23 protein-coding genes are annotated in these 23,039 nt (G+C 69.8%); 16 read left to right on the top strand and 7 right to left on the bottom strand.

What is annotated here, in order from left to right:
- Positions 1 to 137: 137 nt before the first annotated feature.
- Complete coding sequence (locus D7Y15_RS10470; protein ID WP_120577914.1) at positions 138 to 665, top strand: ureidoglycolate lyase; 528 nt, start codon at positions 138 to 140, stop codon at positions 663 to 665.
- A gap of 8 nt (positions 666 to 673) precedes the next feature.
- Here D7Y15_RS10470 and D7Y15_RS10465 read toward each other — a convergent pair whose 3' ends face one another.
- A complete protein-coding gene (locus D7Y15_RS10465) occupies positions 674 to 2,050 on the bottom strand; it encodes a HEAT repeat domain-containing protein (RefSeq protein WP_120577913.1) in 1,377 nt (458 codons plus the stop codon).
- Positions 2,051 to 2,118: 68 nt separating this feature from the next.
- On the opposite strand from D7Y15_RS10465, the gene D7Y15_RS10460 reads away from it, so the two are divergent.
- Complete coding sequence (locus D7Y15_RS10460; RefSeq protein WP_158629032.1) at positions 2,119 to 2,928, top strand: class I SAM-dependent methyltransferase; 810 nt, start codon at positions 2,119 to 2,121, stop codon at positions 2,926 to 2,928.
- A gap of 4 nt (positions 2,929 to 2,932) precedes the next feature.
- Here the strand turns inward: D7Y15_RS10460 and D7Y15_RS10455 are convergent, their stop codons facing one another.
- Positions 2,933 to 3,847 (bottom strand): DMT family transporter, encoded by a 915-nt coding sequence (locus tag D7Y15_RS10455; protein ID WP_120577911.1) that lies wholly within the window; start codon positions 3,845 to 3,847, stop codon positions 2,933 to 2,935.
- Between the two features lie 123 nt (positions 3,848 to 3,970).
- Between D7Y15_RS10455 and D7Y15_RS10450 the strand changes: the two genes are divergently transcribed.
- The 4 genes from D7Y15_RS10450 to D7Y15_RS10435 all read left to right on the top strand — a co-directional run bounded on the left by D7Y15_RS10450 (position 3,971) and on the right by D7Y15_RS10435 (position 7,937).
- Positions 3,971 to 4,954 (top strand): LysR substrate-binding domain-containing protein, encoded by a 984-nt coding sequence (locus tag D7Y15_RS10450; protein WP_120577910.1) that lies wholly within the window; start codon positions 3,971 to 3,973, stop codon positions 4,952 to 4,954.
- 65 nt (positions 4,955 to 5,019) lie between these two features.
- Positions 5,020 to 5,325 (top strand): hypothetical protein, encoded by a 306-nt coding sequence (locus D7Y15_RS10445; RefSeq protein ID WP_121752460.1) that lies wholly within the window; start codon positions 5,020 to 5,022, stop codon positions 5,323 to 5,325.
- Between the two features lie 232 nt (positions 5,326 to 5,557).
- Positions 5,558 to 6,061 carry a MarR family winged helix-turn-helix transcriptional regulator gene (locus D7Y15_RS10440; protein ID WP_233597469.1) on the top strand — a complete coding sequence of 168 codons (504 nt, stop codon included), beginning with the start codon at positions 5,558 to 5,560 and terminating at the stop codon, positions 6,059 to 6,061.
- Positions 6,048 to 7,937 (top strand): chloride channel protein, encoded by a 1,890-nt coding sequence (locus D7Y15_RS10435; protein WP_121752458.1) that lies wholly within the window; start codon positions 6,048 to 6,050, stop codon positions 7,935 to 7,937. Before D7Y15_RS10440 ends, D7Y15_RS10435 begins: the two co-directional genes overlap by 14 nt.
- A 10-nt stretch (positions 7,938 to 7,947) precedes the next feature.
- On the opposite strand, the gene D7Y15_RS10430 is transcribed toward D7Y15_RS10435, so the two are convergent.
- Complete coding sequence (locus tag D7Y15_RS10430) at positions 7,948 to 8,934, bottom strand: NAD-dependent epimerase/dehydratase family protein (protein ID WP_121752457.1); 987 nt, start codon at positions 8,932 to 8,934, stop codon at positions 7,948 to 7,950.
- A gap of 107 nt (positions 8,935 to 9,041) precedes the next feature.
- On the opposite strand from D7Y15_RS10430, the gene D7Y15_RS10425 reads away from it, so the two are divergent.
- From D7Y15_RS10425 to D7Y15_RS10400, 6 genes are all read left to right on the top strand, one after another.
- Positions 9,042 to 9,665 (top strand): TetR/AcrR family transcriptional regulator, encoded by a 624-nt coding sequence (locus D7Y15_RS10425; RefSeq protein WP_199745911.1) that lies wholly within the window; start codon positions 9,042 to 9,044, stop codon positions 9,663 to 9,665.
- Positions 9,666 to 9,839: 174 nt separating this feature from the next.
- Entirely contained in the window at positions 9,840 to 10,664 is an 825-nt protein-coding gene (locus D7Y15_RS10420) for a TadE family protein (RefSeq protein WP_121752455.1), read from the top strand.
- Between the two features lie 35 nt (positions 10,665 to 10,699).
- Positions 10,700 to 12,334, top strand: coding sequence for a pilus assembly protein (locus tag D7Y15_RS10415; RefSeq protein WP_120580982.1), 1,635 nt, complete (start codon positions 10,700 to 10,702; stop codon positions 12,332 to 12,334).
- Positions 12,307 to 13,425: a pilus assembly protein gene (locus tag D7Y15_RS10410; protein ID WP_233604884.1), complete on the top strand. Its 1,119-nt coding sequence runs from the start codon at positions 12,307 to 12,309 to the stop codon at positions 13,423 to 13,425. The genes D7Y15_RS10415 and D7Y15_RS10410 overlap by 28 nt, the downstream gene beginning before the upstream one ends.
- Positions 13,422 to 14,279, top strand: coding sequence for a hypothetical protein (locus D7Y15_RS10405; RefSeq protein WP_120580980.1), 858 nt, complete (start codon positions 13,422 to 13,424; stop codon positions 14,277 to 14,279). Before D7Y15_RS10410 ends, D7Y15_RS10405 begins: the two co-directional genes overlap by 4 nt.
- Positions 14,276 to 14,476 (top strand): hypothetical protein, encoded by a 201-nt coding sequence (locus D7Y15_RS10400; protein ID WP_120580979.1) that lies wholly within the window; start codon positions 14,276 to 14,278, stop codon positions 14,474 to 14,476. The genes D7Y15_RS10405 and D7Y15_RS10400 overlap by 4 nt, the downstream gene beginning before the upstream one ends.
- 9 nt (positions 14,477 to 14,485) lie before the next feature.
- On the opposite strand, the gene D7Y15_RS10395 is transcribed toward D7Y15_RS10400, so the two are convergent.
- Complete coding sequence (locus D7Y15_RS10395; RefSeq protein WP_121752453.1) at positions 14,486 to 15,229, bottom strand: hypothetical protein; 744 nt, start codon at positions 15,227 to 15,229, stop codon at positions 14,486 to 14,488.
- Here D7Y15_RS10395 and D7Y15_RS10390 point away from each other — a divergent pair.
- Positions 15,228 to 15,878: a hypothetical protein gene (locus D7Y15_RS10390; protein WP_233604883.1), complete on the top strand. Its 651-nt coding sequence runs from the start codon at positions 15,228 to 15,230 to the stop codon at positions 15,876 to 15,878. The two genes, D7Y15_RS10395 and D7Y15_RS10390, sit on opposite strands and share 2 nt — an antisense overlap.
- Here the strand turns inward: D7Y15_RS10390 and D7Y15_RS10385 are convergent.
- Entirely contained in the window at positions 15,859 to 16,479 is a 621-nt protein-coding gene (locus D7Y15_RS10385) for a hypothetical protein (protein ID WP_233604882.1), read from the bottom strand. The genes D7Y15_RS10390 and D7Y15_RS10385 overlap by 20 nt on opposite strands.
- Positions 16,480 to 16,669: 190 nt before the next feature.
- Here D7Y15_RS10385 and D7Y15_RS10380 point away from each other — a divergent pair, with 190 nt between their 5' ends.
- Together D7Y15_RS10380 and D7Y15_RS10375 are read left to right on the top strand one after the other, a co-directional pair.
- Positions 16,670 to 18,352 carry a DUF1800 family protein gene (locus D7Y15_RS10380; RefSeq protein ID WP_121752451.1) on the top strand — a complete coding sequence of 561 codons (1,683 nt, stop codon included), beginning with the start codon at positions 16,670 to 16,672 and terminating at the stop codon, positions 18,350 to 18,352.
- A 5-nt stretch (positions 18,353 to 18,357) separates the two neighbouring features.
- Positions 18,358 to 19,905 carry a DUF1501 domain-containing protein gene (locus D7Y15_RS10375; protein ID WP_121752450.1) on the top strand — a complete coding sequence of 516 codons (1,548 nt, stop codon included), beginning with the start codon at positions 18,358 to 18,360 and terminating at the stop codon, positions 19,903 to 19,905.
- A 65-nt stretch (positions 19,906 to 19,970) separates the two neighbouring features.
- Here the strand turns inward: D7Y15_RS10375 and D7Y15_RS10370 are convergent, their stop codons facing one another.
- Entirely contained in the window at positions 19,971 to 20,855 is an 885-nt protein-coding gene (locus D7Y15_RS10370; protein WP_120579200.1) for an NAD-dependent epimerase/dehydratase family protein, read from the bottom strand.
- A 93-nt stretch (positions 20,856 to 20,948) separates the two neighbouring features.
- Here D7Y15_RS10370 and D7Y15_RS10365 point away from each other — a divergent pair, with 93 nt between their 5' ends.
- Positions 20,949 to 21,869: a LysR family transcriptional regulator gene (locus D7Y15_RS10365; RefSeq protein ID WP_121752449.1), complete on the top strand. Its 921-nt coding sequence runs from the start codon at positions 20,949 to 20,951 to the stop codon at positions 21,867 to 21,869.
- A gap of 6 nt (positions 21,870 to 21,875) precedes the next feature.
- On the opposite strand, the gene D7Y15_RS10360 is transcribed toward D7Y15_RS10365, so the two are convergent.
- Positions 21,876 to 22,961, bottom strand: a complete 1,086-nt coding sequence (locus D7Y15_RS10360; protein ID WP_120579202.1) for an aldo/keto reductase — start codon at positions 22,959 to 22,961, stop codon at positions 21,876 to 21,878.
- Positions 22,962 to 23,039 lie beyond the last annotated feature (78 nt).

Raw genomic sequence — 23,039 nt, 5'->3', positions numbered from 1 at the left:
CTCTTCGCCGTAGGTGACGTCCCAGTCCGTGTCGTGCGCCATGGCGAGGCGGCTCGCGCTGCCGGGGGACTCGCCGGTGGGGAGCTGGAAGTCGAGCCCGATACGCCGGTCCTGGCACTCGCTCCTATAGTCCTCTCATGAAGGACGCTTCCGCCCCGCTCCGCTCCATCGTCGCCCTGCCCCTGACGCAGGAGGGCTTCGCGCCCTTTGGCGACGTCGTGTCCGCCGGGCTCAAGAGCGGCGCTTCGGCGAACCAGGGCACCGCTGTGCGCTTCGACTGGTCGGCGCGGCTGGAGAACGGCCGGCCGGGTGCGAAGCCCAACCTCGCGGTGTTCCGCTCCGTGCCGCAGCCGCTTCCCTTCACCGTGAAGCTGCTGGAACACCATCCCCAGTCCAGCCAGGCGTTCCTGCCCATGCGCTGCTCGCGCTTCCTGGTGTGCGTCGCGCCGACCGCGCCTTCGGGCGGGCCCGACCTGGACGGGCTCGTGGCGTTCGTCTGCGGCCCCGGCCAGGGCGTGAACTACCACCAGGGCGTGTGGCACCACCCCATCATCGCGCTCGATGAACCGGCCGAGTTCGCGATGCTGGCGTGGGAGGACGGGCGCGCGGAGGACTGCATCGTGCGGCAGTTCTCCACGCCCGTCTCCGTCGTCGTCGGGGACTGAGCAGTCCCCTACCTTTCCGTCTTCGGCTGACGCGCGAGCCAAGCGCGCCACTCCTCGGCGGTCTCGTACTGCTCACCGGAGAGCTGCTTCAGTACCAGGACCGCAGGCTCGCTGTTGATGGGTATCTGGAGCGCGGACATCTCCACCAGCCGCTCCCCCAGTTGGCGGAGCAGTCCGGCCCGCTGTGCCTTCAGGGCCTCCGGCGGCAGGTCCGCCAGAAGGTAGGTCAGCAGATAGGTCGCCTTGTTGCGGTCGCTCGAGTTTGGCAGCGCCACCGCGTCCGCCACCGTAGCCACGTCCAGCAGCGGCTTCGTCGCGGCCTCCTGCGTGGCCGTCAGCACGCGCAGCACGTTGTTGCGCACCCCGTAGTCCGGATCCCGAATGAAGGGCTCCAGCCGCTTCACGGTCTCCTCGGCCGTAGGCGCGTAGGCCATCAGGGACGCGGCCGCGCCTCGCTTCCCCGGGTCCGATTCCTCGCGCAGGACGGCGCTCAGCGCGTCCATCTGCTGGGGCACCTTCGCGAGGAACTCCGGTTCGTAGGCCGCGAGGTCCGGATGGCCGAACCCACCAATGCAGTGCGCCACCTTGCAGCTGGAGTCCTCGGCGAGCTTGCCCATCATCTGGAGCATGTTCAGGCGCTCCTTGTACGCGTCCCACCGGGCGACCAGCCCTTCTGGATCGGCGGGGTGGCCCTTGGGTTCGGGCAGGAAGCGCAGCCGGGCTGCGTCCTCGGCGTCCACCATGTCCATCACCACATAGGCGGTGCCCTTGCGCTCATCGGCGAAGTAGATGGACATGCCCACGTGGGCGTAGGCGAGGCCGTACTGCTCGCGCAGCGCGGCCTCCTTCTGCTTGAAGACGGCGGCGCTGTGCACGATGGGCTTGCCCAACTCCAGCCCCATCACGCGCTGAACCGCCTCGCGGTCCACCTTCCGCGAACCGAACGCATCCACCCCCATGAGCGTCATCACAGGGAACGGAGGTTCGGGCGCCTTCGACAGGTTGGCGCGGGCCTCCGCCACGATGCCGCTCCACGCGGGCAGCGTGTGCAGCGCCGCCAGCTCCGGGTTGTATTCGAGGTGATCCGCGTCGAAGTAGCCACCCTGGACCGCCTGCTTCAGCACCTCCACGGCCGCGTCCGTGTGGCCCGCGAGCGAGGCACACCCCGCCGCGCGATAGAGGGAGTCCGCGCGGTCCGGCCCCTCCCCGCTCGCTTCTCCGGAGGCGCGGAAGCGCTCCGCGCACCGCTCGAAGTCCAGCGCCTCATAGGCCTGCTCTGCTTCCGCCGAGAGCTGCTGCGCTCGCGCCGCCGGGTCCGCCGGCTTTGGAGCATGCGCACAGCCCGCACCCAACGCGACCACACCCAGCGCCATCACGAATCGCATCTGGACCAACCTTTCGAGAAAGCGCGTATCTCATGCAAGCTGCGCGCAGGTTTCAAGGAGCCCCAACCATGGCCAACGCCATCTCGAAGACCGCGTACTACACCCTGGCCTGCCGGGCGGAGGACGCGCGCAAGCCGCGGCCGCTGTGCAATGACACCTTCGCGGCCCGCTTCATGGATGACGAGGCGCGGCGGATCTGGTCCAACTTCCAGTCCTTCGACCGGCCCAACGCGAGCAACGCCGCGCGGCATCAGATCATCGACGCGCTGGTGCAGGAGGAGCTGGACCGCGCTCCCGACGCGCGGGTGGTGGTGCTGGGCGCGGGCTTCGACACGCGGGCCTACCGGCTCCGCGGCGGCCGGTGGCTGGAGGTGGACGAGCCCGCCATCCTCACGCTCAAGGACGCGAAGCTGCCGGTGACGGAGGCGAAGAATCCGCTCGAGCGGCTCCCCATCGACTTCGGGACGGAGTCACTCGCCCGGAAGCTCCAGCCCTACCAGGACCCGCGGCGCACGCACGTCATCATCGAGGGCGTGCTCATGTACCTGTCCACCGCGCAGCGCCGGGACATGCTCGCGGTGCTCCAGCAGGTGTTCCCCCACCACGCCGTGTACTGCGACCTGATGCGCGAAAGCTTCCAGCGCGAGTACAGCGCCGACATTCACGCGGTGCTCGCCAGCATGGGCGCGTCCTTCCAGGACATGACGGACACGCCGGAGTCCCTCTTCCTGGAGGCGGGCTACACGGCCGCGTCCTCCACCTCCGTGCCCCAGCGCGCGCTGGAGCTGGCCGGGAAGCGCGTCCCGGCGTTCCTCGTCCGGCGGTTCATGCAGCCGGTTCGCGACGGCTACCGCATCTGGAAGTTCGAGCGGCGCTGACGCCTCACTTCGCCTTCGGCGCCGCGGGAGCCTGCCCCAGCGCCACGCTCCCCAGGATGAGGGTGCCCGCCGCCAACATGGTGGGCGTCACCGGCTCGCCCAGGAGCAGCCAGGCCCAGGTCAGCGCGAACAGCGGCACCAGGTAGGTGACGACGGCGGCGCGCGGCGCACCGATGCGCTGGATGAGGCGGTAGAACACCGCGTACCCGAAGCCGGTGCAGATGACGCCCAGGGCCGTCGCCGCCAGCCAGGGGCGCATGCCGATGGGCTCCGTGGGCCACGTGGCCACCGCGAAGGGCAGCAGCAGCACCGCGCCGCAGGCCAGCGTGGCGGCGGCGACCGCGGCGGCTGGCAGTCCGGTGAAGTGGCGGCGCACCAGGTTCGAGCCGATGCCATAGAGGAACGCGCCCGTGGTCCCCGCCGCCGCGGCCCAGGCGACGCTCGTGCCCGCGGCCTTGCCGCTGGCCAGCACCACCACCCCTGCGAAGCCCACGAACAGCGCCACCGCGCGCCGGCCCCCGATGCGCTCGCCATAGAAGAGGAACGCCACCAGGGCGGTGAAGAGCACCGCCATGCTGTTGGTGATGGCCCCGACGCCCACGGGGGCCTGCCGCGCGGCCCAGGCGAACAGCGTGAAGGGCACCGCCGCGTTGACGACGCCCACCAGCGCCAGCCGGGGCCACAGCGCGGGACGGAGGGCCGAGCGCGCGCGCCAGAGGAAGGGCATCAGCACCGCCGCGCCCAGCACCAGGCGCAGCGCCACCAGGGGAATGGGGCCGAAGGCCGGCGCAGCGATGCGCAGGAACAGGAAGGACGTGCCCCAGATGGCCGCCAACCCGCCCAGTTCCAGCGGCGTGAGCCACGCCCGGTTGAAGGTGGGAGTCACGGCCTGGGGATGGGTGGGAACGGATGCGCTCATGGCGGCCCCCTCGTACGAGGAAGGAATCTGACTTCTGTCTGGCCCTCTCTTCACGCCGAGGCCCTTTCTTCACAAGCGCATCCTTTCCGTGTCAGACATGAGCCAGATTTGAGGCTCGTCCCCATGCCCCTTCACACCGACCTGCTCCCCGCCCTGGCGGCCTTCGAGTCCGCCGCCCGCCACCAGAACTTCGCCCGCGCGGCGGAGGAGCTGCACCTGACCGCGAGCGCCGTCAGCCACCACGTCCGCAAGCTGGAGGACCGCCTGGGCGTCGCGCTCTTCCAACGGCATGCCCGGGGCGTGGCGCTGACGGCCGAGGGGCGCCAGCTCGCGGACGCCGCCAGCAACGCCCTGTCGGACATGGACCACGTGCTCGGGGGCCTCAAGCATTCGCGGGACGAGGACGCCGTGGTGCGCGTCACCACGGTGCATTCGCTGGCCTATGCGTGGCTGCTGCCGCGCATGCCGGAGTTCACCACGCGGCATCCGCGCATCCGGATCCACGTGGACACGGAGATGGCGCTCACCCGCTTCGACGAGGGCGGGCCGGACCTGGGCATCCGCTACGGCCAGGGGCCCTGGCCCGGCCTCAGCGCGCAGCCGCTCATGGACGACGCCCTGTTCCCCGTGGCCTCGGCGCGGCTCGCGGGCATCGAGCACGTGCGCGACGCGGCGGACGTGGCGAAGCTCCCGCTCATCGCGGACCTGAGCCGTCAGGGCTGGCAGGACTGGTTCCGCTCGGCGGGCGTGCGCGGGGCCAGGTTCGAGGAGCGCTACAGCTTCAGCGACACCACCGGCGCGCTGATGGCCGCGGTGCAGGGCCTGGGCGCGGCGCTGGCGCGCGAGAAGATCGCCACGCCCTACTTCGCGGACGGCCGCCTCATCCGGCTGCCCGGGCCCATCGTGCCCACCCGCGCCAGCTACTTCGTGGTGTACCCCGCGCACCGGCGATTGCGTCCGGCCGCGCGCCTCTTCGTGGACTGGCTCTTGGCACAACGCGACAGCGCGTCAGTGCCGCCGCCCACGACGCAAGGCGTTGCACCGTCACGCAGGAAAGTTTCCCAACAACATGCTTCAGCCCAGGGTGATGACAAACCCTCCCAATGACATGCATTTACTTGTCTGGGAAACAGGTTCACAGTGGCCGCGCCGTTCCCTCACGAGGAGCACGCATGCGCACTCTGGTGAAGTCGCTGTTGGCTTTCTCCGCTGTGGTGTCGCTGGCCCCCACGGCTGCCCTTGCCATTCCGCCCCAGTGCATCGACTGTTGGCTGCCCGACTGCAACGTGCTGTGTCACATTGGGTCGGAGCAGATGACCTGTGCTGAGTACTACGGCTACGCCTGCGTTGCCGGCGCGGCGGTCTCCGAGCCCACCGCATCCGTGACCGGAGCCGAGGCCCGCCAGGCAGAGGAGTCCTCGCAGGTGTGCAACGAGGAGCACCCCGCCGCCGAGCAGTCCCTCACCGCCGGCACCTGAGCCGCGGTCCGTTTCCTCGCGAGGCCCGGGCTTCATGTCCGGGCCTCGCTGTCGTTCCTGTCGTGACACGTACCGGCCGTGCGCTCCGACGGTGAACCACTCCCCAGCCCCCAGGCAGCCAGGCACCCCCGCACTTTCGCTTGTGTCCGCCTCCCCTGCTCCGTAGGTTGCGGGCAGTTATATGGGCTCCCATACAAATCGGCCGCCACCACCCCCGGAGGTATCCGGAGAGGTGCGCGCGGCCATGGACGGCGTGCGGCGGCTGGTACGGCTGCTGCGAGTCTCCGCTCGCGCTTCCGAACGGCTGGTCGGTATCAGCGGCGCCCAACTCTTCATCCTCCAGGAACTGGCGGAGAGCGGGCCCTGCTCCATCAATACGCTCGCGGAGCGCACGCTCACGCACCAGAGCAGCGTGTCCGTCGTCGTCACCAGGCTCATTGAGCAGGGGCTGGTGAGCCGCCGCCGCTCCGACGAGGACGGCCGCCGCGTGGAGGTGGCGCTGGAGCCCAAGGGCCGCGCGCTCATCCGCAAGGCGCCGCCCATGGCCCAGGCCCGGCTCATCTCCGGGCTGCGCGGGATGAAGCCCGACGTGCGCGCGGGACTGGTCCAGGGGCTGGACGCATGGGTGCGCGCCCTGGGGCTCGACGGGGACGTGGCCCCGCTCTTCTTCGAGGAAGAAAACGCGCGCCCTTCGCGGCGCGGAAAGACACAGGAGCACACCGATGAAGAAACCTGATGGGGAACGCATCGAAGAGGGCCTGGGCGAGGGCGCGGAGGCGCGTTCCAGCCTCCCCGTGGCCCCGTCGATGGGCCCCGCGCTCGCCAGCCTGCGCACCCCTCCCGTCTCCGTGTCGGTGGACTCCCGCACCGTGCTCATCAGCGGCATGGCGGTGGTGCTCGCGGTCCTCGCGGGCCTGGTGGCGCAGGGGCTGGGCTCCCTCATCCACTTCGTCACCAACCTGGCCTTCTTCGGGCGCCTGTCCGTGCAGCCGGTGTCGCCCGGAGACAACACGCTGGGCGGCTGGGTCATCCTGGTGCCCGTGGCGGGCGCCATCATCGTGGGGTTGATGGCGCGCTACGGCTCGCGGGCCATCCGGGGCCACGGCATCCCGGAGGCCATGGAGCAGGTGCTGTTCAACCAGAGCCGCATCCCGCCCCGCATGACGCTGCTCAAGCCCCTGTCGGCGGCGATCGCCATCGGCACGGGCGGCCCGTTCGGCGCGGAGGGGCCCATCATCGCCACGGGTGGCGCGCTGGGCTCGCTGCTGGGACAGGTGCTCCACGTCACCGCGGACGAGCGCAAGGCGCTGCTCGCCGCGGGCGCCGCCGCGGGCATGGCCGCCACGTTCGGCGCGCCGGTGTCCGCCGTGCTCCTGGCCGTGGAGCTGCTGCTGTTCGAGTTCAAGCCCCGCTCCGTCATCCCCGTGGCCCTGGCCACCGCCACCGCCACCGGCGTGCGCATCGCCTTCATGGGCGGCGCGCCCGCGTTCGCCATCCCGGACCTGACGACTCCGTCCGGCAGCGCGCTCGCGTTCTACGGCGTGATGGGCCTCTTCATCGGCGCAGCCTCCGTGGCGTGCACGCGCGCGGTGTACTGGCTGGAGGACATGTTCGAGAAGCTGCCCATCCACTGGATGTGGTGGCCCGCGCTGGGCGCCATCGTCGTGGGCGTGGTGGGCTTCGTGTCCCCGCGCACGCTGGGCGTGGGCTACACCAACATCGAGGACATCCTGTCCGGCCGCTTCGTGGGGACGGCGATGCTCGTCTTCTGCGCGCTCAAGTTCATCTCCTGGTCCGTCGCGCTGGGGAGCGGCACTTCCGGAGGAACGCTGGCGCCCATCTTCACGCTGGGCGGCGGCCTGGGCTCCGGCCTGGGGTTGCTGGCCACGCAGCTGTTCCCCAGCCTGGGCGTGGACGTGCGCGTCGCGGCGCTGGTGGGCATGGCCGCCCTCTTCGCGGGGGCGTCACGCGCGCTGCTCGCGTCGGTGGTGTTCGCCTTTGAAACCACGCGGCAGCCGCTGGGCCTCTTGCCGCTGCTCGCCGGCTGCGCGGCGTCCTACCTGGTGTCCGCGCTGCTCATGCGGCACTCCATCATGACGGAGAAGCTGGCCCGCCGAGGCGCCCGCATCCCCACGGAGCTGGGCGCGGACGCGCTGGGGACGGCGCTCGTGCGCGACCACGGCCTCAAGCTCGTGGTGACGCTGCAGGCGGACATGCTCCTGGAAGAGGTGCGCACGTGGCTTGCGTCCGACGCCTCGGGCTCCAAACACCAGGGCTTCCCCGTCGTGTCCCGGGAAGGGACGCTCGTGGGCGTCGTCACGCGCAGGGACCTGCTGGATGGCCTCGCGAGCGAAGGCCGGCGGCTGCGAGACGTGGTGAAGCGGCCGCCCGCGGTCGTCTTCGAGGACAGCTCCCTGCGCGAGGCGGCGGACCTGATGATGGACGAGGGCGTGGGCCGCCTACCCGTCGTCTCCCGCGTGCAGCCCCAGCAGGTCGTGGGCATCCTCACCCGCAGCGACCTGCTCGCGGGCCACCGGCAGCGGCTGGCGAACGAACGCACGCGGGAGCGCGGCCTGGGCCCCACGCGTCCTCCGGCGCCCCGCCCCGCGTGAGCGCTCCGGCTCAGGTCGTCGCGGCGACCCGGGCCGGACCTGCCTTCGCCTCCTGCTCGCGGCGCAGCGCCGCGAGCGTCTGGCGGATGCCTTCCGCGTAAGGCGTCTTCTGCACCGTGCCCAAGAGGCCGCGCAGCGCGGAGTCGTCCATCAGCACGGGGTTCGTGAGCAGGTAGTACATCTCCACCAGCTCGCGCATGAAGGGATCGAAGAGGCCCGCCAGCCGGACCATCCCCTTCCCCATGGCCATCGTCTTCGGCGCGTGGCCCGTCTGCGCGAACATCTCCTTCACCATCTCGCGCTGCGTGGTGGCGCCCGCGCCCGCCAGGTTCCAGAAGCGGCCGTACGCGCGCGGCTCGTCCATCAGCGCGGTGACGATGGGGCCCACGTCGTTCACGAAGACGAACTCATGCGGCGTGTCCAGCGGCCCGATGAGCGGCGCGCGCTTGCCCTGGTTCGCCGCGACGAAGGCCCGGTACAGGAAGCTGCGCTCCACGCCCGGCCCGTAGAAGTCCGGCAGCCGGAGGATGGTGCCCTTGATCTTCCCCGCGGCGTCCGCCTCCAGCAGCAGGTCCTCCTGCGCCTTGCGCATGCGGCCCTTGTAGGAGTTCGGCTCGCGCGGATGGGACTCCGTCACCGTCGCGGTGCGCGGCAGGCCGTAGGGATAGACCGTGCCGATGAGCACCACCCGCTCCACGCCCTCCGCGATGGCCGCGTCCAACGTGCGGCGCATCAACTCCGGGTGCAGGTGGAACTGCCAGTAGTTCACCCCCACCATGTAGATGAGGGTCCGCACGCCCCGCGCCGCGGCCCGGATGGAGGCCGGGTCCTCCGGATTCCACGTCACCACCTCCGCTCGCGGATCCGCGCCGAACTCCCTGCGCAGGCTGCCCTCCGAGCGCCCCACCACCCGGTAGGCCCGCCCCTGCGCCTGGAGCGCCCGCGCCACGGACTGACCGATGACGCCCGAGGCGCCGAACAACGCCACCGTTTCCATGTCGCTCTCCCGGAAAATTGAACGGTCGAACTTTTTATAAACACCGTTCGGTGAACACCGTTCATTTATTGCTGTCCGTTCGTTCCGTCAAGGCCTACCCTCGTGACATGGGCATCACGGAGCGCAAGGAGCGACAGCGGGCGGAGCTGCGGGAGAACATCCTGCGGGTGGCTCGCGACATGGTGATGAAGGAGGGGTTCGGGGCCCTCTCCATGCGCAAGCTGGCGGACGCGGTGGAGTACGCGCCCGCGACGCTCTACCTGCACTTCGAGAACCGCGACGCCATCGCGCGGGAGCTGTGCGTGCGCGGCTTCCAGGAGCTGCTCGCGGCGCTGGAGCCGCCGGCCACCGTGAAGGAGCCCGTGGAGCGGCTGTCACGCATGGCGGAGGCCTACGTGGCCTTTGGCCTGAAGCACCCGGAGACCTACCGCCTCATCTTCATGGAGGACCCCAAGCTGTCCGCGGAGCTCTTCCAGGACAAGCAGCACGGCGAGGGCCCCCGGTCCTTCGCACTGCTGGTGAGGGCCTTCGAGGACCTGAAGGCAGCCGGCCGGGCCCCGGAGGCCACTCCCGCGGAGCAGCTGGCGGAGGTCTTCTGGGCGGGGCTGCACGGCATCATCAGCCTCAAGCTCACCTGCTCCGGGTTCCAGGGCTCACCGGCGGAGGCGCTGGCGCGAACCCTCGTCGCCTCGCTGGTGCACGCCTCGAAGCCCGCGCGGCGCTCCCGGTAGCTTTCGCCTCCACCCGCCGGGTGGCGTCCCGCGGCACGGCGCGGCCACGTGCCCGATACCGTCTTTTTACGTCGTGTATTGGATAGGGCCCTGTTTCATGGGGGAGGCTGGCGGGCGACCGAAGGGCCGCCGACTGGCATCCCGGTAACACGCCGTGTGAAGATTGGACGTCCCATGAAAAGGTCCCTTTCAACCCATCCCGGTGAGTCGGGCCAGGTGCTCGTGGAGTCCGCGCTGGTCATCCCGGTGATGGTGTTCCTCATCCTGGGCATCCTCCAGCTGGGGACGCTCCACCACGCGCGGCTGATGACGGAGTACGCCGCGTACCGGGCGGCGCGCGCGGGCATCGTCAACAGCGGCGACTGCGAGATCATGAAGAAGGCCGCCTACGCGGCGGTCCTGCCCACCCTGGGCCCCCCCAGCTCCGGCGGCAAGGGCCGGGTGGACACGCTCATCAACGTGGCGAAGGTCCATGACGCGTACACAGTCGGAAGCCAGGCCGCCCAGAACCAGCGCTTCCAGCAGGTGGACCTGGAGCGCGTGCGGGTGGAGGTGACCAACCCCCGGCGCAGCCAGCTGCCCACCCTCTTCGCCTCCTACGGCTCACACATGCAGGGCCTGGAGGTGGACTACGACGACATCCGCAATGCGCAGGTCATCGAGGCCAACCTCCTCACGGTGCGCATCACCTACTTCTATGAGATGCGCATCCCGTTCGCGAACTGGCAGCTGCACGCGTTCTACATGGGCCGCGAGGCGCTGAACGGCCTGGCCATGCGGGGCGTCAACTTCACCACCCAGAAGGTGAACGGCGGCAGCCTCACGGACCACCTGGAGGACGCGGGCGCGGGCCAGAGCCCGGACCACAAGAAGATCCGCGCGCTCGCGGACAGCAACGTCTTCGCCATCCCCGTCGTCGCGACCTATTCGATGCGCATGCAGTCCAACCTCCTCAACAGCGGCTCGCACGGCCCCAACGCGTGCGCCGTGGACGGCTAGCGTCTCCCCCGGCGCCGGCCAGAAGGACCCCCTCGATGTTTCGGATTCTGCGGAGGCTGCGGCGCGACGAGCGCGGACAGGCCATGGTGCTGGGGGTGGTGGTCATGCTGGTGCTGGCCGTCACCGTCATGGTGTCGGTGAACATCGGCCAGGGCGTGTACGAGAAGATCAAGCTGCAGGACGCCGCGGACGCGCAGGCGTACTCGCTGGCGGTGAAGGAGGCGCGGGCCTACAACTTCCTCGCGTACACCAACCGCGCGATGATCGTGCACTACTCCGCGATGCTCACGGTGATGTCCTACGTGAGCCACGCGGTGTACCTGGACCGCACCATCGGCGTGGCGGCCAAGTACCTGCAATACATCCCAGGCATCGGCGCCGTCTTCGCCGCCGTCTCCACGGCGATAAAAACGTGGAAGGTGACGGTGGAGACCGTCTCCCGATTACTCATCCCGGTGCTGACAGCGCTCAACATCGCGCTGTGGCTGGCCCAGGAGGCGATGCTGACGGGCACCCTCTTCGACCTCTACACCTCCAAGGGGCACGGGAACGTCATCGAGACGACCGACCCGAAGGCGGTCGTCACCAAGGACATGAATTCAGGGGACTCCTTCACGAAGACCGCCACGGTCTCCGCGTTGTTCAAGAACTCGACCGACATCAACTACTCCAACGCCAAGAACTTCCTGCACGTCCTGGACGACGGCCCCTTCAGCAGCAGTCCCACCATGGGTGTGGACCCCACCGGCATGATGACGCGGGGGAAGCTGGTGACGGGCAACAAGCTGTCGGATCCGAACATGGCCAAGTACCGCCTGCTCATGGGCAACCTGGCCAACGGCGTGCGCCGGCGGTGGACGGCCGAGGGCGAGGGGCCCATCCTCATCGGGCGCAGGTGGGAGTTCCGGCTGTGCGTCGTCATTGGCGAGCTGCGCATCCGCAAGACGGCGGACAGTCAAATCAAGAGCTTCGACGAGAACTTCGAGAACAACCGCAAGGATCAGCTCTTCGCGTCGGACGACATCCGCATCGAGGTGCGCCCCACCTGCTTCATCTTCGGCTGGAGCGACGTTTTCCGGCTGCGCTTCCGGGCGGCGGCGGACAACCGGGGCGGCTTCCACCAGGAATACGGCTCCAACAAGACGGATGACCACCACCCCTGGATGGGCATCACGCCGTTCGTCACGTCCGACACCAGCTTCGTCACCCCCCGGCAGAACCACTTCGGCTACCCGTGCAACCTCATCGTCCTGGGCAAGGACATGGGCGCGGACCGCACCGGCAACAAGCCGGTCTACGAGATGGAGAACCTGTCCCAGAACGCGTTCATGGCGGGCAGCGGCAGCGGCGAGTACGACAAACTCCTCAAAGAGAACACCCAAGAGGGCATCCGCGAGTCGTACCTGGACATGACCTGGCGTTACGTGGGCGGCAAGCAGGACGGCTACGCGGCGGACTTCCGCGAGCGCACGGGCGGCATGATGGCCATGGCGGTGGGCCGCGCCATCTACCACCGGCCCAACGCGTGGAAGGAGGAGCCCAACTTCTTCAACCCGCTCTGGACCGCGCGCCTGGCGCCCATCAACACGCACTGGGACGAAGACCACCTCAAGTGGATGGTGCCCGCCTGGGAGGACAGCGAATGGCTGCTCAACGGCATCAATTACTGACGCGGCCGGGCCGCCGCGCGGCGCGGGGCTCAGCGACGGTGGAGCTGGCGCTGCTGGCGCCGCTGCTCGTCGTGCTGGTCCTCTGGGCGAACTACTTCTGGGAGGTGCAGCGCGCGCGCCTGAAGATGGCGGAGATGGCGCGCTTCGTGGCCTTCGAGCGCACGGTGCGCCAGGACCTCAACGCCGTCGTCGCCGAGGCGAGGACGCGCTACCAGGACCTGGACGGCTCCACCAAGACGGGCACGCTGGGCACGGCCTACCGCAACGGGCTCACCATCAACGTCCAGGCCCGGAACGCGGAGGCGCCGCTCGAAGAGGTGGGGATGTCCGACCTGGGTGCGCAGTCGGGCGTGGGGGGCATCGCGGCCGCCGCGGTCAGCGCGCTGGGCGGCTCGCCGGCGCAGCTGGCCCAGGACATGGGCTTCGACCCCAGCGTCGGGGCGGTCCAGACGGACGTGCGGATCCGCCTGGTCAACCGCATCATCCCCCGGGAGATCGCCCTCTACACGACGGGCTTCGACGGCAATCAGCTGGACCTCCACTTCGAGGAGCACTTCTACCTCTACCACGACACGTGGAGGGCCTGGGGGCCGGGTGAGAATCCCGCGCAGACCTATCCGCGCGTGGAGCAGCTCACGCACGACCGCTCGAGCAACATCGTCTACGCGGGCGTGAGCGGCGGGACGCTGAACTCCATCGGGTCGGTGCTGGGCGTGCTGGGGATCGACTTCCCCTTCTCCGATGAATACATCCGCCAGTCCGTGGTCATCCGCGAGGTGCCGGCCGCGGGCAACTTCAACGCGGTCCGGCCCACGCGCACGGTGCCCGGCGACGTGCTCCAGGCCGCCTACTGGCGCAACGACACGAGCTACTGCTACGGCAACTGCGAGCCCAGCGCCATCAATACCAAGCGTGGCCTCTCCAGCTCCACCGGCCGGGATGCCAACTGGCCCATGCGCGCGTACCGGTGCCGGGGCAACTTCTTCCAGGGCGCCACCATCTCCAACGCGCCGGAATCCATCTACACGAAGTCCACCTCCGCGGCGGCGGCGTACTTCCACTACAGCGACGACGCCTGCACCCTCCCATGAGTGGACTGACGGACCGCACGGGCGCGCTCACGCGCTGGCTGGGCCTGGGCGGACTGCTCGCGCTCGTGGCCACCGCCGTGGTGTTGAAGGATCCGCCGGCTCCGGCGACGGCGCTCCCGGCGAAGCCGCCCTCGCAGCCGGAGGTCGCCCTGCCCCCGGCGCCGCCGTTCCCTGACGCAGGCGTGGGCAAGTTGATGCGCGTGATGCCGTCCTTCCCTGGCGCGGTGATGGTGCCCATGGGCCGGCTGATGACCAATGGCAGCCCCATGGAGATGGGCTACTTCGACACGGATCATCCGCCGGGCGAGGTGCTGGAGTACTACGCGCGGGAGTTCCGGCTGCGCGGCCGCAACATCGTCACGCAGGACGACGGCTCGGGTGGCGGCTCCGTGAACTACTACGACGAGCGGATGGGCGCGCTGGTGGCCGTCACCACCATCCGCGCGGGCGGTGCCACGACGCGCACGCTGGTGTTCCCCTCGCTGGTGGAGGCGCCCGAGGGCATCCACCTGCAGGGGACGGCGCCCGCGTCGCTGCCGCAGCCTCCGGGCGTGGTGACGGTGCTGCGCCTGGACGAAGGCAGCGGCGGCGCCAGCGCGGGCAGCACCACGCTCACGCAGGTGGCGCATGGCACGCCCGCGATGCTCGCGGAGTTCTACCGGGCGCAGATGCCCTCTCGCGGCTACATGCCTTCGGGCGGGCGCCTGGCGAAGGGCGTGGAGCTTTTGGAGTTCGAGCGCCCCGGTGAGCGGCTGTCGCTGACGCTGTCGCCGCTCGACAAGGACGGTCCCCCCGAATCCCTCATCACGTTCGTGATGGAACGTGCCCCTCTTCCCCAGGAGTCGAATCGATGAATGGCTGGTTGTCGCGAGGCTACCGGTGGCTGCGGCGTCCCCGTTCGCGGGGGCAGGCCATGGCGGAGTTCACGGTGTTGCTGATGGTGTTCATTCTCACCGGCGTCTCCATCACCACGTTCGCGCCGGATATGTTCGCGGCGCTCACCATCTACATCCGCGGCTTCTACTGCGTGCTGGGCTACCCCTTCGGCTGAGGCCCCGGCTCAGGGCACAGGCAGCCGGGGCAGCGTGAGCGGCACAACGTCCAACATGGGACGGGCTCCGGTGCCGCTCTTGCGCGCCGTCCAGGTGACCTCCGCGTCGCGCAGGGACTCCACGCCGAACACCGGCACCGTGGCCGCCGTCACCACGGTCACCTGCTCGCCGGACGCCAGGCGGAAGGTCTGCTCCCGTCCCTTGCCAGCGAAGAGGCCGGTGCGCAGGTCGGTGTCGCGCTGGCGGACGGGCGCGCCCCGGAGCGCGGCGTGGTCCGCGACCAGGTCCACCGGGATGGCGACGGGGGTGTTGGGCGGCACGGTGATGGCCAGCCGCTCCACCACGGCGCGGCCGGTACCGGCGCGAGCCACCCAGGCGATGATGAGGGCGCGGGGCGTCGTCTGGTAGTCCAGCTCCACCTGGTAGAGCGTGTCGCGTTCGCGCGGCGTCTCGCCCACGACGGCGGCGCGCACGGGGAAGGTGACCTGCTTCGAACGGACGGTGTATTCCACCCACGTGCCCACGACGGGCTGGAGCTGGCCGTAGAGCAGCAGCGGCGGCACCAGGGCGCGTGCCTCCGCGAGGCGCTCGGGGGCGATGGGCGGATCCTCGGGGGCGGGCGTTCCCGCGTCGGAGGTGGCCACCGTCGTAGTGGGCGGGGCGGGAGCGATGCCCGCGTCGGGCGCGGCGGACGTGGCCGGCGTGGCGGAGAGCAGCACGGCGGTGCACACGGGACACAGGAGGCGGCGCATGGGAACAGCACTATCGGTCCGGGGCTCCGCGCCGGACAAGTCCGGGGGACACATGGGACGGCTGCTGACGCTGCTCGCGTTGCTGCTCGTGGGCCTGGGGGCCCTGCCCGCGCGGGCGCAGGACGGCGCACCGGATGCGTTGTTCGGCCTGCCGCTCGTCGTGCGTGAAGGCGGCTGGGCGCGCTACGTGAACACGTCGCCGGACGGGCCTCCGGAGTTCGTGATCAAGCTGGGCGGTCCGGGACGCCACGAGGGCAAGCGTGGCCGCTGGGTCCTCATCGAGCTCGACGTCCCCGCCACCGGACGCGTGGGCTTCGACTTCCTGGTGGAGGGCGAGCGCTTCAGCGCGAAGAGCGTGCTGCTCATGCGTTTGCGAGTGCCCGGCCGTCCGCCGAACGACACGCCCGCGCCGTTCAACCAACCGGGCGCCGAGCGGAGGCCCCACCCGCTGCGGACGACGACGGAGACCCTCGCCGGCAAGAAGCTGGCGGTGTCGGAGTACTCGTACGCCGGAGGCATCACCGCCCAGTGGTCCCCCAGCGTCCCGGTGCTGGGCCTGGTGCGCGTCTCCGGCACGCAGTCGTTCCAGTTGGAGGCCTTCGGCGTGGGCGGAGACCCGTGGAAGGACGCTACCGCCGCCGGGAAGTAAGGCCCGCACCGACGAGCGCGGCCCGCACCGCGTCCTCGTCCGAGCTCGCGAGCCGAGCCGCCAGCAGCAGCCGCGTCCCGTGCCCCGCCTGGAGGCGCACGCGAGGCAGGTCCCCCGTCTCCCGCTGGAACGTGAACCACTCCAGCCGGGAGAACGGCGTGCGCCGCCCCAGCGAATCGATGAAGCCCGGGGGGCCCAGGAACAGCGCGGGCACTCCATGCAGGCCCACGCCCGCGAGCCACCCGGCGACGCCCAGGCAGAACGTGGCGAGCGCGGGCCGGCCCTCCGACGAGAAGAGCCGCAGACCCACCAGCGCCAGCACGGCCATCGTCGCGAGCACCAGCGCATAGGTGCCCATCTCCGCGCGCGAGCGCAGCGCCAGGAGCCTTCCGCCGCGCAGCAGCCCCACGAGCGCGCCCAGCGCCACGAGCGCCAGTCCCGCCGCGGCCACCGCCACGGCCAGCGCCATCATCCCGGGACGGCCTCCCAGCTCCCGCGACTCGCGCACGAGCCACGCCGCGGAGCCCGTGAAGAAGGCCAGCGTCACGCCATGGAAGGCGGCCGTGGAGACGGGGCGCGTGGGGACCAGGGAACGACTCACCCGGTTGTCTCTACACCACCTGAGCCCCAGGACCCGAGCACCCACCCGGGAAACCTCCGGCATCCCATGGTTCCGGCACTACCAGAAAAAGCCGCTTTCAATGAATTTACCTATCTCTTAGAATCTTTTCCGACGTCGCGGCCCCGGCGTTCCGGGGTCGATCACCCCCGCAGTCTCCAGGAGGTTCCGGATGCTTCGTCGCACCGCCCTGGCCCTCGTCCTGTGCGCCACGTCCTGCACACAGGCTGAAGGGCCCTCCGCAACAGAGTCCCCTCCCCCCGAACAGCAGGAAGTCCTGGGCCGGGCCGAACAGGCCGCCGAGTCCCTGGAGACGCCCGGTGAGGCGAACAGCATCCGCTTCCTGGAGCAGTCCTCCTTCGGTCCCAAGCTGGCGCGCGGCGTGGCCCCCGCGCCGGTGGGCACCGTGGAGCGCGTGATGTCCGTGGGCATCACCCAGTCGCTCACGGACCAGTTCGCGCTCCAGCCCGCCACGCCGTATGACGGAGAGAGCGCCCAGGACCTGGGCTCGCAGTTCTTCCAGCGCGCGGTGACGGGGGAGGATCAGCTCCGCCAGCGCGTGGCGTTCGCGCTCAGTCAGATCCTCGTCGTCTCCCAGAACGGCATCCCGGAGTCCACGAAGACGCCCTACGCGGACTCCAAGGTGGCGCTCGCGGGGTACATGAACCTGCTGTCGCAGCACGCCTTCGGCAACTTCCGCACGCTGCTGGAGGCCGTGACGAAGGACCCCGCCATGGGCCGCTACCTGGACATGGCGAACAACCGCGCCTTCGACAAGAACGGCAACCCCATTGACCCGAACGAGAACTACGCGCGGGAGATGCTCCAGCTCTTCACGCTGGGCACGGACAAGCTGAACAACGACGGCACCCCGCTGCTGGACGCCAGCGGCAACCGGCAGCGCGCGTACAGCGAGGAGCAGGTGAAGGCCTTCGCGCACGCCCTGTCCGGCTGGACCTGGAACGCCACGGGGTGTCCGGCCAAGGGCGCCGCCAACAATACGCCCGACTACAAGAACCCGCTGATGCCCTGTGACAACAACCACGACACGAGCAGCCAGACGCTCCTGCGGGGCGTCACCACCACGGCGGGCGGGAACAGCACCACGCATCTGACGCAGGCGCTGAACAACGTCTTCAACGACGCCAACGTCCCGCCCTTCATCAGCAAGCAGCTCATCCAGCACCTGGTCACGAGCAACCCGACGCCCAACTACGTCCGGCGCGTGGCCAACGTCTTCAAGAACGACGGCACCGGGACGCGCGGCAATCTCCAGGCGGTGGTGCGCGCCATCCTGGAGGACACCGAGGCGCGTGGCGCCCAGCCGCCCGTGGCGCTCAGGCCCGGCTATGGCCACCTGCGCTCGCCCGCGCTGTTCGTCACCAACGTGGTCCGCTGGTTGGATCCCACGCTGGACACGGCCACCAAGGACCCGGGGCTGAAGCTCAGCAACTGGAGCAAGTCGATGAACCAGTGGGTGAGCCGTCCGCCCTCCGTGTTCAGCTTCTACCCGCCCAACGCGCCGCTGCCGGGCGCGGACGGCCTCGTGGGCCCGGAGTTCGCCATCCTGGACACGGCCACCATCACGGCCCGCGCCAACTTCCTGCACGAGTTCCTCTACGCCAACAGCGCGGCCAACGCGGGCATCACCGTGGACTACGACCTCTTGCCGTCCACCAACCCGGAGCTGGTCGCGTACGTGGGCCGCTACTGGCTGCACGGCACGATGGCGCCGGAGCTGGAGCAGAAGCTGCTGACGGCGATGGGTGACAGCCGGGCGAACACGCTCATCCGCAAGAAGAAGCTGGCGCTCTACCTGACGCTCCTCTCCCCCTCCTTCCAGATCCAGCGGTGAACCCCATGACCACGACCCGTCGACAGTTCCTCCGGCGCGCCACGCAGGGCCTGGGATTCCTGGCCGCCGCGGCCGCCCTTCCCCGCTGGGTGGGCAACGCCCACGCCGCCACCATCGGTGGCTACTCCGGCAGCCGCGTCGCCGTCTGTGTCTTCCTGCTCGGAGGCAATGACAGCAACAACATCCTCATCCCGCGCGAGACGAACGCCTACGCGAAGTACCTGGCCGCCCGTCCCACCATCGGTCTGAAGACGGACCAGATGGACCTCATCAACCCCACGGACCTGGCCGCGGGCTCGTTCGCGCTGCCCAAGACGCTTTCGAAGCTGCGCGCGCACTTCGAGGCGGGCCGCGCCGCGTTCGTGTGCAACGTGGGCCCGCTGGTGCTCCCGCTGACCAAGGCGGACTACCTGGCCGGCGGCACCACCGTTCCGGAGAACCTCTTCTCCCACAGCGACCAGCAGGACGCCTGGGCGAGCGCGCTGGCCAACCCTGGCTCCAGCACCGTCACCTCCGACATCAAGGTGACGGGCTGGGGTGGCCGCACGGCGGACAAGCTCCACGTGCTCAACACCAGCACGCCGCCGGACTACCCGGAGGTGACGTCGTTCGGAGGCAAGCCGCGCTTCTGCGCGGGCGTGGACCGCAAGCCCATGATGGTCGCCCCGGATGGCACGCTCTCGTTCCGCACCGTCAACACCCCGGCGTCGGACTTCGACCTGCTCCAGCAGGCGGCGCTGGCGGACGTGATGACGGTGCAGGATGGCAACGTGCTGGAGACGGCCTACGCGGGCGTGTTCACCACGGCGCAGACCTTCTCCGCCGCCCGCGCCGCCGCGCGCGACGCGGCGTGGGCCCAGTTGCCGCAGGCCACCCGCGACGCCATCGAGGGCTACTTCGTGCCCACGCTGCCGCCAGAGGACACCGTGAAGTGGACGCTGCACACGCAGCTCTACCAGGTGGTGCGCGACCTGGTGGCGGGCGCCATGCCGGTGAGCAACGCGGGCCTGGGCCTCAAGCGTCAGGTGTTCTCCGTGGGCTTCGGCTCCTTCGACACGCACCAGAACCAGGACGTGGACCAGCCGAAGCTCCTGGAGCAGCTGGACTTCGCGCTCGACGCGTTCCAGAAGTCGGTGACGTTGCTGGAGACCCAGGCCGCGTTCGGCTCCAACGCGCCGCAGGCCACGCTCTTCACCATGAGCGACTTCAACCGGACGCTGCTGGAGAACGGCGACAGCGGCACGGACCACGCCTGGGGTGGCCACGCCATCGTCCTGGGCAACCGCGTGGCGGGCAAGAGGCTCTACGGCACCTTCCCCAACCTGGACCTGTCGGGCTCGTTGGACGGGTCCACGGACGAGCGCGGCCGCTGGATTCCCACGCTCACGGTGGAGCAGTACGGCTGGACGCTGGCCTCGTGGCTGGGGCTGAACACCGCCGCGGAGCGCGACTACGTGTTCCCCAACCTCACCGGCTACCTGGCGGACGCGGTGGCGCGCAACTTCCCGGCGCAGGCGCGCAAGGCCAAGGTGGGCTTCATGCTGGCGGACTGACGCCGGCATGAATGAAGAAGGCCGCGAGCCTCGCCGGGCTCACGGCCTTCTTCGCGGGCATGTGACTACTTCAGCTCCGCGAGCACGTCGAACACGGAGGGACGGTGCGGCTTCCAGCCCAGCGCGCGGGCCCGCTTCGCGCGGATGCGGCTGTTGGACGCGAGCGCCAGCCGCCCCAGCTCCACGCCCCAGCGCTTCTCCCCTTCCTGAAGCGGCATGCTGCCCACGGGCAGGTGGAGGCTCTTGCCAATGGCCGTCACCACGTCGCGGAAGTTCGCCTCGCCGCTCTCCGCGAAGAAGAACGTGCCGGCCGGCGCGCGCTCCAGCACCAGGAGGTACAGGTCCGCCAGGTCCTCGATGTGCACGTTGGACCAGACGTTCTCCCCCTTCCCGATGTAGCGCGCCGTGCCTGTCTCGCGCGCGTACTGGATGAGCGGCGGCAGCTGCACGCTGTCCGGGTTCAGCCCCAGGCCCTTGCCGTAGATGAGGCACGGGCAGATGACGTTCGTGTGGATGCCGTCCTTCGCGGCGTCCAGCACCGTCTTGTCCAACGAGATGCGCGCCACCTTCTCCGGGACGGGCTCGATGGGCGTGTCCTCGTCGTGCACGCCCGCCGTCAGCTCGCCGCCCGCGTCGGTGGCGACGATGCTGGAGCCGCTGGTGTGGATGAAGTGCTTGCCGGAGCCCTTCAGCGCGGCGAGCAGCGCCTCCACCACCTTGCGCTCGTCCGCGGACGCCGCGTTGATGACCGCGTCAGCTTCCTTCGCCAGCCGCGCGAGCGCGTCCAGGTCATCGAACGAAGCGACCGTCGCCTGGATGCCGCGCGCCTCCAGTTCCTTCGCCTTGTCCTGCGTCCGGGCGGTGCCCACCACCTGGTGCCCCGCCGCCATCAACCGCGCCGCCACCGATCCGCCGATGTACCCCGTCGCGCCCAACACGAAGACTTTCATGATCCGCTCCCGTGAATGGGAGGGAACCTGCATTGTTCCCCCATGGGCGGGTAGTGGCTTGCCGGGCACATGTCCTGTTCCTAGAGTTCTCGAATGACCCTCATCCAGGAGCCGCTCGCAGGGCTGGGCGCCTTCGTGCGCACGCTCGAAACGGGCAGCTTCAGCGCGGCGGCCCGGGCGCTCGGCGTCTCCCCTTCCGCGGTCAGCAAGACGGTGGCCCGCCTGGAGGGCCGGTTGGGGGTGCTGCTCCTCCAGCGAGGCACGCGGCGGCTCCAGCCGACACCGGAGGGGCTGTCCCTCTTCGAGCGGGGCCAGCGCATCGTGGCGGAGCTGGAGGCGGCGCAGGGCGAACTGCGCGAGTCGAAAGGCCCACGGGGCCCGCTGCACGTCACCGCGCCCATGGACCTGGGCCGTCACTGGCTGGTGCCACGGCTGCCGGCGTTCCTCGCCGCGTATCCCCAGATTCAGTGCGCGCTGGGGCTCACGGACCGCTTCATCGACCTGGTGGAGGAGCGCGTGGACGTGGGGCTGCGCATGGGGGAGAGCGCGGACACGCGGCTCGTGCGGCGGCGGCTGGGAGAGTCTCGCGCCGTCATCTGCGCCTCGCCCGCGTACCTGCGCCGGCACGGCACGCCGCGGAAGGTGGCGGACCTCCAGCGCCACGCGTGTCTGGCCTACCTGCGCGGCGGCCAGCGCGTCCCGTGGCGACTGGATGGCAAGGAGGTGGACGTGCCCGGCCCCTTCGCGTCCGACAACAACGAAGCGCTGCTGATGTTGGCGCAGGAGGGCCTGGGCATCGCGCGCATCCCGGAGTTCGTCGCCACGCAGACGCTGGCGTCCGGACGGCTGCGGGCCGTGCTCGGCGAGGTGCACTCGCCGGGGCCCGACGTGTTCGTCGTCTATCCGGAGCGCCGGCACCTGTCGCCTCGCGTCCGAGTGTTCGTGGACTTCGTGGTGGAGGCGTTCGCGCGCGAGGAGGCAAAGCCGGGCACGAAGCCCCGGCCTCGCCGGTGACGACGGTCAGTAGACCTTGTCGTTCTTCTCCACGCCGAAGGGGGAAGCCGGCATCTGGATTCCGTTCACCGTCGTCCCGCCGTTGTGGATGGCGGGGAACATGGGCTCCATGCTCTGCGGGAACCCGAACGCGGGCTTCGTGAGCTCATCCAGGCGCCCCATCTCCTCGGCCGTGAGCTTCACGTCGGCGGCCTTCAGGTTGTCCTCGAGCTGCGCGATCCGCCGCGCGCCGATGATGGTCGAGCCCACTCCCGGCTTCGCCATGACCCAGGCCAGCGCCACGCGCGCCGGGGTGCTCTCGTGCGCACGAGCGATGGCCTCGAGCGCGTCGACGACGGTGTAGGTCTTCTCGTTCAGGTAGGGCTCGATGAAGGCGCCCCGGTCTCCCTTCAGCTGGCCCGCGTTCTTGCGGGTGTACTTGCCGCTGAGCGCGCCGCTCTTGAGCGGGGACCAGGGGGTGATGCCGAGCCCGTGCTCCAGGGCCATGGGGACCAGCTCCTGCTCCACGCTGCGCTCGAGCAGCGAGTACTCAATCTGCAACCCGATGAAGGCCGACCAGCCCCGGAAGCGCGCGGTGACGTTGGCTTCGACGACCTTCCAGGCAGGCGTGTCGGAGACGCCGAGGTAGCGGACCTTGCCGGCCCGGACCAGGTCCTCGAGCGCGGCCATCGTCTCGTCCATGGGCGTGTGCTTGTCCCAGTTGTGCAGCCAGTAGAGGTCGATGTAGTCGGTCTGCAGGCGGCGGAGCGAGTTCTCGCACGCCGAGATGATGGACTTGCGGCCGGAGCCGCCCCCGTTCGGGTCGCCGGGGTAGAGGTTGCCGCTGAACTTCGTGGCGATGACCAGGCGGTCGCGCCGGGCAGCGTGCTTGCCGACGTGGTCACCGATGATCTTCTCGGAATGGCTCTTCGTGTAGAAGTTCGCGGTGTCGATGAAGTTGCCGCCCAGTTCGATGAACCGGTCGATGATGTGCTGGGACTCCTCCACGCTGGTGCCCCAGCCGAGGTCTTCACCGAACGTCATCGCACCAAGGCACAGCGGGCTCACGCGCAGGCCGGAGCGGCCGAGCGTGACGTAGTGGTCGAGAGGCATGGGGTCTCCTGGGGATGTGTTACCGTTTCAGGGAGGCCGAACTGGTTCAGCCTTGAACTGATTTAATTTTGTACCAAT

Origin of the sequence: Corallococcus sp. AB030 (assembly GCF_003668965.1) — a bacterium.
Taxonomy (GTDB): Bacteria; Myxococcota; Myxococcia; order Myxococcales; family Myxococcaceae; genus Corallococcus; species Corallococcus exiguus.
This window is presented reverse-complemented; position numbering and strand designations above follow the sequence as displayed.